Raw genomic sequence first — 13,796 nt, forward strand, 5'->3', positions numbered from 1 at the left:
CAGGTTGATTTTCTCTTTCGCGATAACACAGAGACGCATTATGAATTACCACCAATACTATCCAATTGACGTTGTTAACGGACCGGGTACGCGCTGCACGCTGTTTGTGTCGGGTTGTGTGCATCAGTGCCGTGGGTGTTATAACCAGTCGACGCAACGTTTGGATTCTGGTGTACTTTTCACGCAAGAAGCGGAAGACAAAATCATCGCTGACTTAAACGACACGCGTATCAAACGCCGTGGCTTGTCGTTGTCGGGTGGAGATCCGCTTCACCCTGCTAATGTGCCTCATATTTTGAAGATAGTGAAAAGGGTGAGAGAGGAGTGCCCAGGTAAAGACATTTGGGTTTGGACTGGCTACACGCTGACGGAACTGAATAACGCGCAAAGGGAAGTGGTGCAATACATCGATGTTTTGATTGATGGTAAGTTTGAACAAGACAAGAAAGACCTCAATCTCGAATGGCGTGGCAGTTCAAACCAAATCATTCATCGCTTTACGGACATCTAATCAAGCATTCTCCGCACATAAAAAGGGCTCACGCGTGCATAACGGGTGAGCCCTTTTGGTGTGAGTTCGTTAATGTCTTTTTGGTTACGCCGTCACCGATTGGTCATCTTCAACCATATTATTTATCCAACGTTTAGATTGAATACGGTAAGTCGTCAGTACGCCTTTCACTAACTCTTCCGCGAGCAGAGACATCAAGACAAAATGCAAAGGCAGCCCTAACACCATGCCTGTGTAATAAGTAAGGGGGATGCCAATAGCCCACTGACCGAACGTGTCGATGAAAATGCTATAGCGAATATCAGCGCCACTCTTTAGTACGCCGCCAATCCCAACCATGTTAAACACCCTCAAAATCATACCTAGCGCCATGACTAAACATACGTTAAGTGCCATGTCTGCATCGGTTAACGGGCTCAGTACCAATAGGTGATGAATCATGGGCGAGCTCAACCACACTAGGAAAAACAGCAAGGTGGCTAAGATTGCGCTGGTTAACACATACCACCACGCCGTTTTCTCGACTCGGTCATAATGTTTTGCACCAATATCATTCCCAAGAAGAACGGATGCAGCGACCGCAAATCCCATAAAGGTTGAAATCAGTACCCCTTCAATCGGTGATAAGAATGAGATGATCGCCAGTTCTGAAACGCCCAATTGACCATAGATGATGCTGTAAACGATCAATCCACCAGTCCAAAGCGCATCGTGGACCAACATGGGTAAAGAAACCTTAAAGTACTTTTTTCGATACTGTTTTAAGCGGCCTTGTACCCAATCGAACTTAGTCGGAATTAGGTAAGCATATCGTTTGTAGAAAAAATAAATCAAGACGGCGGTTTGGAAAAATCGAGAAACAAAACTACCTACGGCTGCACCAAATACGCCCCATTGAGGGAAACCAAATAAACCAAAAATCAAAACATAATTAAGCGCGATGTTAACGACAATGGCGGAGATACTAACGTTGGTTGCCAGTTTGGTTTGGCCCACGGAGCGCAATACCGCTTCAATCGGTACTACTATCGCCGTAGCAATGAGGCTAAAGCCCGTAACCACAAGATAATCACGTGCATAAGTGACGTATTCAGGATCGTCTGACATAAAAGAGACGATCTCTTCATCAAAAATCGCATAAAGAACGATAAACGGCAGCGTCACCAAAATGGAAATAAACCAAGATTGCGCCAACGTTCTGCGAATTCCGGCTAGGTTTCCTGAGCCGTAGTATTGAGAAGCAAGTACGGTAACTGCACCGCATAGGCCAAAGACAACCGCTAAGTTGAAGAAAAAGATACGATTTCCAACTCCAACTGCTGCCGTTGCAGATTCACCGAGTAGGCTTACCATGAAAATATCCACGACGCCGAGCAAAGCAAAAAGCATGGACTGAAGTGAAACAGGTAGGCCAATCGTAATCAGTTTTTGCCAAAATACTTTATCGATGTATTCGCGTGTTAAGAGCATCGCATTTCTCCTTAAAGATTAATGCGAGTAGTTTATCCTCATGATTTGGCGGTGTATTTTTCAAAGGAATCCAAAACCTTTGTAAAACTCTCTACTAACGCACATGTGAGCCAATAAATCATGGAAGATAAACAAGAACGCTACGCGATTTCAGAAAAAACTTATCAAGAGTTTATTGATCACAGTCGAGTATTAGCACTTGAGGAGAGAGGCATTGTGCAGTGCGGCATTGCCACTTGTCGTGACTTCTTCTCTGTTTATCGTAAAAACCAAAAGAAACACATGCTGCTCTATACGGTGCGTGGTAAAGGGTGGCTAGAGAGTGGGACTTATCGATACGATTTGGAACCGGGCTCGTTGATTACAGTACCCGCAGGTGTTGAAAACGGTTTTGGTATAGAAGAAGAACCTTGGCAGATCGCGTGGCTTTTTCTTGCTCCTGATAGAGAGTGGCCGATATTAGAATGCGATGTTCGCTACCAGCTTTCATCTACACCTGAAGTGATGTATGCATGTATCCAAACACTACTACGCAGCATTCACCTTCCAATCGATTATGGTGGTGCGGTAGGTGAGCATAGTGTGGCTCAGTTAGAGCTGATGTTAAACATGCCGCCCTCAGAGTCGATATCACGCAGCCAATTGAGGCTTCGGCGTGTATTTGACCTTGTCCAACGTCAGCTCCATAAGGATTGGAGCGTTGAGCAGGTGGCGGCTCTATATCCATGTTCGGAGCCTCATTTGCATCGACTGACTCAAAAGCAGTTTGGTCGAAGCCCAATGGCACATTTAACGCGTATGCGCATGGAATATGCTGCTAGGTTACTTCGTTCAACAGAATGGCCAATTCAGCATATTGGAGAAATAGTCGGATATCCGACAAGCGCTAACTTTAGTACACGTTTTAAAGCGTGGTCGACCATGACACCAAGAGAGTTTAGAAAAAACGGTAGAGTGGATTGGTACGACAAGGAGTGAATCGTTCTTTTTCTGAACGATAGAGCGCACAAAACTCACCGTAAGCCAGAATTTTGTTCTCTAATTGATGAAATAAGTGAAAAATCATTTCGTCATTTTTTGCGATGGTGTTAACGTGAGGTTCGGTACTTGAATTTCAAAGGGTTATGACTTTCATGTTTTCTAATCTCCCAACTCCCGTATTAGATCCTATTTTATCTCTATCCGTTGCATACCGTAACGATGAACGTCCAAACAAGGTTGACCTTGGCATTGGCGTATACAAAAACAGCGCAGGCGAAACGCCGATTATGAAAGCCATTCAAATGGCGCAGGATGTCGTTGTTGAAACTCAAAAAACCAAGTCTTATGTTGGTCTTGCGGGTTGCGAAGAATTTAATAAAAGCATGATCGATTTGCTGCTGACGGGAACGTCTGCAATGGATCGTGTTGCAGCAATTCAAACGCCAGGTGCAAGTGGTGCGCTGCGTATGCTCGGTGATCTGATGAAGATCGCACAGCCAGATACGACGGTTTGGATTTCCAACCCAAGCTACGTAAACCACAAGCCAGTAATGGAAGCAGCAGGCCTTAAAGTTAAGTTCTACCACTATTTCTCTTCGGAAACGAAACAAGTAGACACCGCAAAAATGATGGATGATCTTGCGAAAGCTGGGCCTTCAGATGTGGTACTTCTTCATGGTTGTTGCCACAATCCAACTGGTGCGGATATTGACTTCTCTGCTTGGCAAGCCATTACAGAATTGTCGCAGAAGAACGGTTTCATCCCATTTGTGGACATTGCCTACCAAGGCTTCGGTGATGGCCTAGAAGAAGACGCAAAAGGTCTTCGTTTTATGGCAGATAACGTTGAAGAGATGTTGATTACTACTTCATGTTCGAAGAACTTTGGTCTGTACCGTGAACGAACTGGTGCAGCGATTGTGGTTGGTAAGAACATGCATGATGTAACCAATGCAAAAGGTAAACTCCTCACTCTAGCTCGCTCGACTTACACGATGCCACCCGACCATGGTGCAGCTTTAGTTAAGACCATTCTGCAAGATGACAATCTCACTTCCGTTTGGAAGCAAGAATTGAGTGAAATGCAACATCGTTTGGTTAGCCTTCGTCAAAGTTTGTGTAACGAGTTGAGAAACAACCATAATACAGATCAATTTGATTTCATTGAGGGTCACAAAGGCATGTTTACTGTGCTAGGCTTTAGTGGAAACCAAATGGCGCAACTGCGTGAAGATTATGGCATTTATGGTGTTGGCGATGGTCGAATTAACATTGCCGGACTTACCGAAACTCATATTCCATACGTAGCGGACGCAATTAAGAAAGTATCTCAAGCTTAATTGGAGTGTGGATGAAAAACTGGAAACTGATTCTGCCGCTTATGATGAGCGGCAGTTTAATTGCTTGTACGTCAACTCAAACGACGCAGGAACCTGTTGAGCCAGAGTCGCCAAAGGTCGAAGAGCCCGTTAAAGTCGAGCCAGAAGTGAAACCTGATGTAGATCCAAAGCCAGAGGTGGAGCCCAAACCAGAAGCGAAACCTGAGAAAAAGCCGGAACCAAAGCCTAAGAAGCCAGTCAAGGTCACAAAAACACCCGATGGCATGTTAATTCTTGGTTCTGAAGAATGGGTTTATGTTCCTGAAATTGACCAGACTTTCAAGGCTAGAGTCGATACAGGTGCGACAACATCATCAATTAGTGCGACTGACATTGTTCCGTTTGAGCGTGATGGTAAAGACTGGGTTAAATTTAAGATAGATTTAGGTGACAAAGACACCAAAGAATTTAAAGTACCCGTTGAGCGCTGGGCTAAAGTTAAGCAGTCTTCGTCAGAAGAGGTGGATAAACGAGCGGTGGTAAAAGCCTACATTACCGTTGGGGATCACAAAGAAAAGACAGAGTTTACGTTAGCGGATCGCGGACATATGACGTTTCCAATTTTGCTTGGTCGAAGCTTTTTTAGAGATATCGCCGTTGTAGATGTATCGAAAAAATATGTGCAAGATAAACCTAAAAAAACCGCTAAAAACTGATGTATTAAAGCTGGTTTCTGCTACAAGCTAATAATTCGTGATTAACAAAAAATGGCCTCCAAAATCGGAGGCTATTTTTATTGAATCATATGCTTGCTTGTGATGCCCTAGTAGTCATGTCCACTAAAATGCAAAACGAGCAGACATTACAATTTGCTGGCCATAGACACCATTATTTTTGAAATCTGCACCAAGCGATAGTTGCTGAGTTGAGTGGAATCGTGCGCCCAGATTGTAAATGGTGTTCGAATCGTCATTATCTATGATTTGGCCGATACGGCCATGTAGCTCAACATTTTGCATAAACCAAATACGAGTGCCAATATTCACTTCCGTGCGCCACTCGTCGCCCACTTTATCACTGCCGTTCTCCTTAATGTTGTGTACCAACATTTGGCCATAAATATCTGCAAATTGGCCTGCTGGCCCATTAAAGCCTATACCACCAGCAATGTCCCAGTCTCCGCTAAACTCACTGTCTGCGCGAGCAATGAAATGGGTATTCTCTGTAAAGTAGGTATTGAACTCGCCACCAAATGTACCAGGGCTAGTACCCATGCGAAATTCCATCGTGTTGTAGTTGAAATTATTTGCATGTGCGGAAAGTGGCAAAATAGCACACAAACCAAAGGCTGCAACCTTTAGAGCTTTACCTAGCATGGTGTCTCCGGGCAAGATGATTAAAATGAACAAAAAAATGGTCTGCAAAAAGCAGACCAAGATTGATAAAGCTATCATTTTAAGTGCTTGCCGTCACTATTTAGCTGTAATCGTCACTACATCATGTTGATATGCACAGCAATCGGGGTTTTGTTTTACATGACCACGAGTTGTTCGACTTCAATCTCTGGCTTATTTCCGCCTTCAAATTCGCCAAACAGACGGACTTTAGTCGTGTGATCAATCGGAGTATTTAGCTGAATATCGTCATCGAGTTCGACCATCACTTCACCGGAACCATCGCTAAAGACAAACTTATCCGCGCGAACTTGACGCAATAAGTTACCTTCAACGACCACATCTTTTTCAGTAAACATATTGGAGTCGTTTAGCAAGGCATCCAATTTTTCCACAGTGACAGGACCGTTAAACTGCAAGTTTGATTGGTTTTGAGCGTTATCTTTCGCGAACGCGATAGAAGGAGCAATAGCTAAGGCGGCGATTGTTGCGATAATTGTATTCTTTTTCATGTTACATCCTCATCGGTTTGTTTTGATGGGGTCATTAAAGCAGGGCTTGTTTGAACCAATGATGATTTCAACATTCATATTCTATTCATTTGCTTGAGTAAGTGGGGACGATGACGTTATGATTGTTCATCTTCCTCTATTCCTTACAAATGTTCATGAAATCAGCGATCCCATCTTTAATGGTTCAAGGCACCACTTCGGATGCCGGAAAAAGTGTCCTTGTGGCAGGTTTATGCCGTGTATTAGCACGAAAAGGGATAAATGTTGCCCCATTTAAGCCACAAAACATGGCACTAAATAGTGCGGTAACCAAAGATGGCGGTGAAATAGGTCGAGCACAGGCCGTTCAGGCACAGGCGTGTAATATTGAGCCAACCGTACATATGAATCCGGTTTTAATTAAACCTAACAGTGATACAGGTGCTCAGATCATTTTGCAGGGTAAGGCGATTTCCAATATGGATGCGGCTGGCTTTCATGATTACAAGAAAGTGGCGATGGACACGGTGTTAGATTCCTTCTCTCGTCTGACTCAAGAATTTGATTCGATCATTATCGAGGGCGCGGGGAGTCCTGCTGAAATCAATTTACGAGAAGGCGATATTGCAAACATGGGTTTTGCTGAGGCCGCTGATGTACCAGTGATCATTGTTGCTGATATTGATCGTGGTGGAGTGTTTGCACATTTGTACGGAACACTTGCGTTACTTTCTGAATCTGAACAAGCGCGAGTAAAAGGATTTGTTATCAACCGTTTTCGAGGTGATATTCGTTTATTGCAATCGGGCCTCGATTGGCTAGAAGAAAAAACAGGTAAACCTGTACTTGGTGTACTTCCTTTTCTTCATGGTTTGAATTTAGAAGCAGAAGACGCGATCACTGCGCAGCAAGAGTTGCACTCTGAGGTAAAACTGAATGTTGTTGTGCCTGTTTTAACCCGGATTAGTAATCATACTGATTTTGATGTGCTGCGATTGAATCCAGATATCAATCTACGTTATGTAGGTAAAGGCGAAAAAATAGATAAAGCCGACCTTGTTATTTTGCCTGGGACCAAATCAGTGAGAGACGACTTAGAGTATCTAAGAAGCCAAGGGTGGGATAAAGATATCTTGCGTCATATTCGTCTTGGTGGAAAAGTGATTGGTATCTGTGGCGGCTACCAGATGCTTGGAAACTTGATTGATGATCCAAACGGCGTCGAAGGCCAACCAGGTCAAAGCGAAGGACTTGGCTTGCTTGATATCACTACGACGCTAACTAACAGCAAACAGCTTACAAACACACAAGCACAGCTTTCTCTTAACGGCAAAACAGCCAATGTAAAGGGTTATGAAATCCATGTAGGGCGAAGTGAAGTACGGGGCCTGCAACCTCTTACATTCAGTTCCGGTGAAGCGGAAGGGGCGATCAGCGAGTGTGGTCAAATCATGGGAACCTACCTTCACGGGTTCTTTGACGAGGCAGATGTCTTAAGCCTGGTATCAGAATGGGTAAACGGCACCCAAATCAAACAACAAGACTTTGAAGAGTTAAAGGAGCAAGGCATTAATCGCATCGCAGATGCGATAGAACAACATATGCGCCTTGATTTTTTGTTTAAATAGCACATTAACTGATTGAACTTTATATTCAAATAACCTGTTCTTTCGCTTGCCTTGTATTGGAGTATCTCTATGAAAGCATGGAAACAGTATGCTTGCCTTACGGTAGTATTAAGCATTTCATTTTCAGCAAACGCAGCAACGAACCTAAAAGTGTATGCAGCCTCTTCTATGACGAATGCGATTAACGAGATCGCGCAAAACTTTGAAGAAAAGTATGACGTTTCTATCACTCCCGTTTATGGTGGTTCTTCTTCTATCGCTCGACAAATTATCAATGGCGCACCAGCGGATGTATTCATTTCTGCGAACACGAAATGGATGGATTATTTGGTCGATAAAGAAGTCATTTATCGTGACAATGTCACAAATCTAGTGCGCAATAGCTTAGTGTTGATTGCTCCTCAGTCTTCAGAATTAACCTCATTTAACTTTTCTGATGCAAAGGCATGGGAGAAGGCATTGCATGGAAATCGTCTTGCTTTAGGCAATCCGACGTCAGTACCTGCTGGTATGTACGCGAAAGAGTCATTGACTACACTGGGTGTATGGAAAGCGGTTCAAACTCACGTCGCACCAGCAAAGAATGTGCGCTTAGCTTTGGCGTTGGTTGAACGTGGAGAAGCGCCTTTAGGTGTGGTCTACAAAACCGATGCTCAGTTAACTGATAAAGTCAAAATTCTCGGCGAATTTGCAAGTGATACGCATGCGGCTATTGTTTACCCGGCTGCAATTGTGAATGATTCTACTGAGTCAGAGCAGTTCTTCCAGTACCTAAAATCGGACGAAGCCGCACGCGTTTTTGCTCAATATGGCTTTCAGCAATAAACCGGCCTTCAATTATAGGAACGAAGCGTGACAGAACTGGAATACCAAGCCTTAATGTTAAGCCTCAAAGTAGGCGCGTACGCAGTACTTTGGCTGATTCCTCTCGGCGTTTTTCTTGCTTGGCTACTTTCTCGAAAAACGTTCATTGGTAAATCGATTCTCGATAGCTTAATTCATTTACCACTGGTATTGCCGCCAGTGGTAATCGGCTATTTATTGTTGATTTCTTTAGGACGACAAGGGTTCCTTGGAAAGTGGCTCTATGAAAACTTAGGGGTAGTATTTAGCTTTAATTGGAAAGGGGCAGTAGTCGCTTGTATTGTCGTGGCTTTGCCTTTGATGGTTCGTTCAGTACGCTTAAGCTTAGATAGCGTCGACCCTAAATTGGAGCACGCAGCCTCTACGTTAGGCGCTTCTCCTTTAAAAGTGTTTCTCACCGTCACGTTACCACTGACCATTCCCGGAATTATTACGGGCACGATGCTGTCATTTGCTCGTAGTCTTGGCGAATTCGGGGCGACGATCAGTTTCGTCTCTAACATTCCGGGTGAGACCCAAACGATTCCGCTGGCAATGTACAACTTTATTGAAACGCCAGGTGCAGAAATGCAGGCGGCTCGTCTGTGTATCATTTCTATCGCGTTAGCCTTGTCTACATTAATGATCTCTGAATGGCTAAATCGTAAAGCGGCAAGCAGATTGGGTGCGAAGCAATGACGATTAAAGTCCAATTTAAACAAATGCTTGGTGAGGCTGACTTCGACATTAAACTTAAGTTACCCTGTAACGGAATTAGTGCCTTGTTTGGACGATCTGGTGCTGGTAAAACGACGTTGATTAACATCATCAGCGGATTGGTAACTCCAAGGCAAGGGTATGTTGCGGTTGGTGAGCATGTTTTGTTTGACAGTGAACAGGGAATCAACCTACCAACGCACAAGCGTGGTATTGGTTATGTGTTTCAGGATTCACGTTTGTTTCCTCACTATTCGGTTCAAGGCAATTTGTTATATGGCGTTAAAGAAAAAGATGACGAGTATTTTGATGCAGTCACCGAACTCTTGTCTATCAAACCGTTACTAAAGCGCTTTCCGGTATCACTTTCTGGTGGTGAAAAGCAACGTGTTGCGATTGCGCGCGCATTGCTATCTAAACCCAATTTGCTTTTGATGGATGAGCCACTTGCCTCACTCGATATGCCAAGAAAGCGTGAGGTAATGCCTTTTCTCGAGGAGTTGTCGGAGAAGGTAAATATCCCTATTATCTATGTCACACACAGTCTCCAGGAAATTTTAAGGCTTGCTCAGCACCTTGCAATTATTGACCAAGGTAAAATTTCGAGTTCAGGTAAGCTTGAGGAAGTGTGGGCTTCTCATGCTATGCGTCCATGGCAATCTTTCTCAGATCAAAGCAGCTTATTTGAAGGCCGGATTGCTGAACATCATGAACGTTATGCACTGACTTGTATCAGCCTTGCACCTAATGTATTCCTGTGGGTGCAAAAGATTGACGGAACACCAGACACGCCAATACGCTTGCAAGTGCGTGCCAACGACGTTTCTATCACGCTCGAGCAACCCAAGGCGACGTCGATTCGAAATATTTTGCCTGCTATTGTCGATTCCATTGAGGCGTTTAACGCAGCCGATGACAAGCAGAGTATTAATGTATCACTCAAGCTAGACGAGAAATGTTATTTGTGGGCAACGATCACACCGTGGGCCCTTGATGATCTCAACCTAAAAGTTGGTAGCCGTGTTTTTGCACAAATTAAAGGTGTCAGTGTGACACAAAAAGATATGGCACTAGCGCCTCATTAACCGTTTAGACTGATTTACGCTTCATGATCAAAAAAGGCCGCAAAGTGCGGCCTTTGTTACTAGAAGAATGTCGGAATTACTTCGCGAATACTTCTTTGAATTCACGCTTAAGAAGTGGGTCACGACGTGCTTTCTTAAGTTGCTTAACCATGTCTTTCACACAGTTGTGAAGCACATTATCAAGTAGTTGAGCACGGTATTCTTCTTTATCTTCATCTGTCATGTTTTCTGGCAGATTAAGAGTCGGAAACTCTTCCATCACATTAATACCAGCGAATGCTTGGCCTACAGAAACTAGAGCATGAAACTGTTCAAAGTTGTCTAGAATGTTCTGTGCACTTGCTGGCATTTCGTCCCATGATTCACGTACCGCTTCTTCAGACACTTCATGGATAGAGGTAACCATTTCGAACATTTGCTCTGGAACTTCGTCAAATTCGATAACTTTACGTAGCTCTGGAGAAATGCTGGCTAGATCGATTTTTTTGCTTTCGCTGTTAGTTGCTTCTGACATGGTGTGTCTCTCATTACAAAAAGGCGGGAATATTAATACCAAATGCATCAAATAGCTATACCCATTAATCCACAAGATGACCAAAGTGAATGAGTTTGTTGAACTTCTGCTCACAGGCCATGATTAGATAGGGTAACGTCCAGTCTAACTGCTTTATGCAATGGATTCCGTGATATTCAAACAAAAATATAGCACTTAATTATGAGTCGAATGCAACAACTCTATGAGTATGGTATATGTTTAATAAAGACATAATTAAAAATGGAACGCGTTATGCAACCGACAGGGACATCGATGCGAATCCTTCTGGTTGACGATGTTCAGCTAGACAGGATGCAGTTGGCTATTCGTCTAAAGCAACTTGGACATATTGTAAAAGCCGTAGGTAGTGGACTAGAGGCGTTAAATACCTACGAGAGTTTTGAGCCGGAACTGGTGTTACTCGATATATCAATGCCAGATATTAACGGTTTTGAAGTCTCTCTTCATATAAGAGAAACGTTTCCGGATTGGATCCCTATTATTTTCTTGAGTAGTCACGAAGAGCCAGAAATGATTGCTAAAGCCATAGACGCGGGCGGTGATGACTATTTAATTAAGCCGGTAGATAAACTGGTACTGAACTCTAAACTTATCGCAATGCAGCGTATTGCTCATATGAGACGAGAGCTTAAGCAAGCGACAGCTCAATTGGAGCAAGTTAATCAACTTTTGACTCAGCAAGCGAATGAAGATGGCCTAACCAAACTCTATAACCGCCGTTATATCGACCATAAGTTGGAATCGATGGTTGCATGGCATGGCCGTCACAATATGCCAATGGCTTTGATTCTATTGGACGTCGATTTTTTTAAACCGTTTAATGATAATTACGGTCATATTGAAGGCGACCGTTGCTTGCAAGCGATTGCGAATCAACTAAAGGCGACGTTTTGTCGCTCTGGGGAATATGTAGGTCGATATGGTGGAGAAGAGTTTGTTGTGTTGCTAGGGTGTACCGACACTCAAACAGCAGAAAGAGAAGCCGAGCGTATACAAGAGGCTATGTATTTTCTCGATTACCCACATGAGTATTCTAGTGTGTCAAATAGAGTGACAGTGTCACAGGGTGTTTTTGTTTTTCAACCAACAGGGAAAGAAGTGCAATCAGACTTGTATGCAACCGTTGATAAAGCACTATATACATCAAAATCTTTGGGAAGAAACACACATACTGTAGTTAATTCTTTTTAAAACAAAGTCTTATGAATACCACTTTTTTGTTGCGTTGTCACGTTTTGGTAATTCTTTTAAAGTTAACTCAAAGTAAGATAGGCAAACAGTGCGAACGGAATGTCGCAATCGGGCGTATACCTTATACCTTTGATTAGATAGATAACATCGGGATAGTGGCAACGATGAGTGCAGTTATTATGCTGATGGGGAAGTTCGGTTTTGTTTTAAACCCAGACAAGCTTGTTAACTTTCACGATTGGTGAGGGTCTAACGAAGCTTTATGCAGTTACGTCCGGCCTTTTTCGCTTTGTAAAGTGCTTCGTCCGCTGATTTAATAACGTCCAGAGGAGCTTGCCCATTCCGGCTATCAGCAACTCCGAAACTTGCGGTAACAAAAACCGACTTTCTTTTCGAACTGTTGCTACCACGACGTTTTTGTCCTTGTTTATGGTTCTCAGGGCGAGATTCTTCATCGCGTAATATCATCTCGTATTCTGCAATCGATTTGCGAGCTTCTTCCAAAAAGTTCTTACATTCGTCAGCGTATTTGCCTTTAAAAACGATGGTAAATTCTTCTCCGCCAAATCGATAAACTTTTGCGCCGCCTGGGGTTTTAGTGAGGCGCGAAGCGACCATTTTTAGAACGTCATCACCAGTATCGTGACCGTAGGTGTCGTTAAACTTTTTAAAATGGTCAACATCAAGCATTGCGATCGTGAACTTCTTACCCATGTGTTTTAGATCGAGATCAAGTGCACGTCTGCTTGGAATCAGCGTTAGGCTATCGGTGAAAGCCAGTTGATGGCTAGCGGAAGCGGCATAAATAATGATAAGCAGCCCTGTTAGCGTAAACATGGTGCTTGATATGTACTGCACATCAAAGAAAATGAACGTCGCAGACGCCAATACCATGGCAGAGTAGGTCATCGCATGAATAATTTCATTCTTCTTTAAAACAAGGATTCCAAGAAAACAGACAATACCCACGCAATATAAAACAAGAATTAAAGGCAGTTTAGAGACCGTAGGTACAATAAATAAAATACCGCTTGTCCATTGTTCAAACCCTCCTTCAACGTAATATGCTAGCGTTAGATAAGACCAAAGAACGAACATTGCTAACATCAAGATGTAAGTCAACATGGCTCTAGAGTCAAAACCTTCTTTACTAAACAAAAATACCGTAAGAAACGAGACAGGAAGTAACGTGGCTAAAATGGTTAGCTCAAGTAAAGCGGTACCACTTTGAAGCGGGACTTGTAGGCGGTGCTGTATCACGAAATAGGCTAGCAACATTGCCAAGCACACCATGGACTCTCTGCCTTGCTTAAATGAATAACAAAGGAGTAGCGCACAACCTAATAGTATGTACGGCAAGTTTGCGGCAATGCCCCAGTTTGCCTGAGTCATCTGAATAATGCTGTCCATGCCCGAACTCACTATGCCCAGTAGCAAAAAAGGGAATAAGAATCTGAAGCCTGATGAAGTCATTGACGATGAGGACATCTATTACAAACTGCCTGAAAATAGTTGACTATATAATTGGTTAGGTAAATCGTTTTATCAATATGGATATTTATCCGTTATTGAATTTCGAACTTTGAGAACTAGCAAGAATACGTCTATTT

Annotated in this window: 14 protein-coding genes; 9 read left to right on the forward strand and 5 right to left on the reverse strand. The window is 43.2% G+C overall.

Features of this window, described 5'->3' with window-relative positions; all coding sequences use genetic code 11:
- Nucleotides 1–40 precede the first annotated feature (40 nt).
- Nucleotides 41–511, forward strand: coding sequence for an anaerobic ribonucleoside-triphosphate reductase-activating protein (gene nrdG, locus R7Z10_RS02575; RefSeq protein ID WP_017634628.1), 471 nt, complete (start codon nucleotides 41–43; stop codon nucleotides 509–511).
- Between the two features lie 84 nt (nucleotides 512–595).
- Here nrdG and R7Z10_RS02580 read toward each other — a convergent pair whose 3' ends face one another.
- Nucleotides 596–1,981 carry an MATE family efflux transporter gene (locus R7Z10_RS02580; protein ID WP_318103859.1) on the reverse strand — a complete coding sequence of 462 codons (1,386 nt, stop codon included), beginning with the start codon at nucleotides 1,979–1,981 and terminating at the stop codon, nucleotides 596–598.
- A gap of 120 nt (nucleotides 1,982–2,101) precedes the next feature.
- On the opposite strand from R7Z10_RS02580, the gene R7Z10_RS02585 reads away from it, so the two are divergent.
- The 3 genes from R7Z10_RS02585 to R7Z10_RS02595 all read left to right on the forward strand — a co-directional run bounded on the left by R7Z10_RS02585 (nucleotide 2,102) and on the right by R7Z10_RS02595 (nucleotide 4,997).
- On the forward strand, nucleotides 2,102–2,959 hold the full coding sequence (locus R7Z10_RS02585; RefSeq protein ID WP_017634626.1) for an AraC family transcriptional regulator: 858 nt from the start codon (nucleotides 2,102–2,104) through the stop codon (nucleotides 2,957–2,959).
- Nucleotides 2,960–3,114: 155 nt separating this feature from the next.
- Entirely contained in the window at nucleotides 3,115–4,302 is a 1,188-nt protein-coding gene (locus R7Z10_RS02590; protein WP_017634625.1) for an amino acid aminotransferase, read from the forward strand.
- Between the two features lie 11 nt (nucleotides 4,303–4,313).
- Complete coding sequence (locus R7Z10_RS02595) at nucleotides 4,314–4,997, forward strand: ATP-dependent zinc protease (protein WP_005388032.1); 684 nt, start codon at nucleotides 4,314–4,316, stop codon at nucleotides 4,995–4,997.
- Between the two features lie 123 nt (nucleotides 4,998–5,120).
- On the opposite strand, the gene R7Z10_RS02600 is transcribed toward R7Z10_RS02595, so the two are convergent.
- Nucleotides 5,121–5,657: a hypothetical protein gene (locus R7Z10_RS02600; protein ID WP_017634623.1), complete on the reverse strand. Its 537-nt coding sequence runs from the start codon at nucleotides 5,655–5,657 to the stop codon at nucleotides 5,121–5,123.
- A 155-nt stretch (nucleotides 5,658–5,812) separates the two neighbouring features.
- Nucleotides 5,813–6,187 (reverse strand): YgiW/YdeI family stress tolerance OB fold protein, encoded by a 375-nt coding sequence (locus tag R7Z10_RS02605; protein WP_005376220.1) that lies wholly within the window; start codon nucleotides 6,185–6,187, stop codon nucleotides 5,813–5,815.
- A 155-nt stretch (nucleotides 6,188–6,342) separates the two neighbouring features.
- Between R7Z10_RS02605 and R7Z10_RS02610 the strand changes: the two genes are divergently transcribed.
- The 4 genes from R7Z10_RS02610 (at nucleotide 6,343) to modC (ending at nucleotide 10,439) form a co-directional block, all read left to right on the forward strand.
- Nucleotides 6,343–7,794, forward strand: a complete 1,452-nt coding sequence (locus R7Z10_RS02610; protein ID WP_193837698.1) for a cobyric acid synthase — start codon at nucleotides 6,343–6,345, stop codon at nucleotides 7,792–7,794.
- 69 nt (nucleotides 7,795–7,863) lie between these two features.
- Nucleotides 7,864–8,619 (forward strand): molybdate ABC transporter substrate-binding protein, encoded by a 756-nt coding sequence (gene modA, locus R7Z10_RS02615; RefSeq protein WP_318103860.1) that lies wholly within the window; start codon nucleotides 7,864–7,866, stop codon nucleotides 8,617–8,619.
- 27 nt (nucleotides 8,620–8,646) lie between these two features.
- Nucleotides 8,647–9,336, forward strand: a complete 690-nt coding sequence (gene modB / locus R7Z10_RS02620) for a molybdate ABC transporter permease subunit (RefSeq protein WP_017820163.1) — start codon at nucleotides 8,647–8,649, stop codon at nucleotides 9,334–9,336.
- Nucleotides 9,333–10,439: a molybdenum ABC transporter ATP-binding protein ModC gene (modC, locus tag R7Z10_RS02625; protein ID WP_318103861.1), complete on the forward strand. Its 1,107-nt coding sequence runs from the start codon at nucleotides 9,333–9,335 to the stop codon at nucleotides 10,437–10,439. The genes modB and modC overlap by 4 nt, the downstream gene beginning before the upstream one ends.
- Nucleotides 10,440–10,515: 76 nt before the next feature.
- Here the strand turns inward: modC and R7Z10_RS02630 are convergent, their stop codons facing one another.
- The gene (locus tag R7Z10_RS02630) at nucleotides 10,516–10,953 is read right to left on the reverse strand and encodes a DUF3069 domain-containing protein (protein ID WP_005376232.1); all 438 of its coding nucleotides are present in this window, start codon (nucleotides 10,951–10,953) and stop codon (nucleotides 10,516–10,518) included.
- 273 nt (nucleotides 10,954–11,226) lie between these two features.
- Between R7Z10_RS02630 and R7Z10_RS02635 the strand changes: the two genes are divergently transcribed.
- Complete coding sequence (locus R7Z10_RS02635; RefSeq protein ID WP_318103862.1) at nucleotides 11,227–12,186, forward strand: diguanylate cyclase; 960 nt, start codon at nucleotides 11,227–11,229, stop codon at nucleotides 12,184–12,186.
- Between the two features lie 249 nt (nucleotides 12,187–12,435).
- On the opposite strand, the gene R7Z10_RS02640 is transcribed toward R7Z10_RS02635, so the two are convergent.
- Complete coding sequence (locus R7Z10_RS02640; RefSeq protein ID WP_025998618.1) at nucleotides 12,436–13,674, reverse strand: diguanylate cyclase; 1,239 nt, start codon at nucleotides 13,672–13,674, stop codon at nucleotides 12,436–12,438.
- Between the last annotated feature and the right edge of the window lie 122 nt (nucleotides 13,675–13,796).

It is taken from the genome of Vibrio sp. Vb1018 (assembly GCF_033338775.1).
GTDB classification, from domain to species: Bacteria; Pseudomonadota; Gammaproteobacteria; order Enterobacterales; family Vibrionaceae; genus Vibrio; species Vibrio alginolyticus.

What these genes read in the sequence shown, in the direction of transcription:
- nrdG (WP_017634628.1), top strand. Translation starts at nt 41, where the DNA reads ATGAATTACCACCAATACTATCCAATTGACGTTGTTAACGGACCGGGT.
- R7Z10_RS02580 (WP_318103859.1), bottom strand. Translation starts at nt 1,981, where the DNA reads ATGCTCTTAACACGCGAATACATCGATAAAGTATTTTGGCAAAAACTG.
- R7Z10_RS02585 (WP_017634626.1), top strand. Translation starts at nt 2,102, where the DNA reads ATGGAAGATAAACAAGAACGCTACGCGATTTCAGAAAAAACTTATCAA.
- R7Z10_RS02590 (WP_017634625.1), top strand. Translation starts at nt 3,115, where the DNA reads ATGTTTTCTAATCTCCCAACTCCCGTATTAGATCCTATTTTATCTCTA.
- R7Z10_RS02595 (WP_005388032.1), top strand. Translation starts at nt 4,314, where the DNA reads ATGAAAAACTGGAAACTGATTCTGCCGCTTATGATGAGCGGCAGTTTA.
- R7Z10_RS02600 (WP_017634623.1), bottom strand. Translation starts at nt 5,657, where the DNA reads ATGCTAGGTAAAGCTCTAAAGGTTGCAGCCTTTGGTTTGTGTGCTATT.
- R7Z10_RS02605 (WP_005376220.1), bottom strand. Translation starts at nt 6,187, where the DNA reads ATGAAAAAGAATACAATTATCGCAACAATCGCCGCCTTAGCTATTGCT.
- R7Z10_RS02610 (WP_193837698.1), top strand. Translation starts at nt 6,343, where the DNA reads ATGAAATCAGCGATCCCATCTTTAATGGTTCAAGGCACCACTTCGGAT.
- modA (WP_318103860.1), top strand. Translation starts at nt 7,864, where the DNA reads ATGAAAGCATGGAAACAGTATGCTTGCCTTACGGTAGTATTAAGCATT.
- modC (WP_318103861.1), top strand. Translation starts at nt 9,333, where the DNA reads ATGACGATTAAAGTCCAATTTAAACAAATGCTTGGTGAGGCTGACTTC.
- R7Z10_RS02630 (WP_005376232.1), bottom strand. Translation starts at nt 10,953, where the DNA reads ATGTCAGAAGCAACTAACAGCGAAAGCAAAAAAATCGATCTAGCCAGC.
- R7Z10_RS02635 (WP_318103862.1), top strand. Translation starts at nt 11,227, where the DNA reads ATGCAACCGACAGGGACATCGATGCGAATCCTTCTGGTTGACGATGTT.
- R7Z10_RS02640 (WP_025998618.1), bottom strand. Translation starts at nt 13,674, where the DNA reads ATGTCCTCATCGTCAATGACTTCATCAGGCTTCAGATTCTTATTCCCT.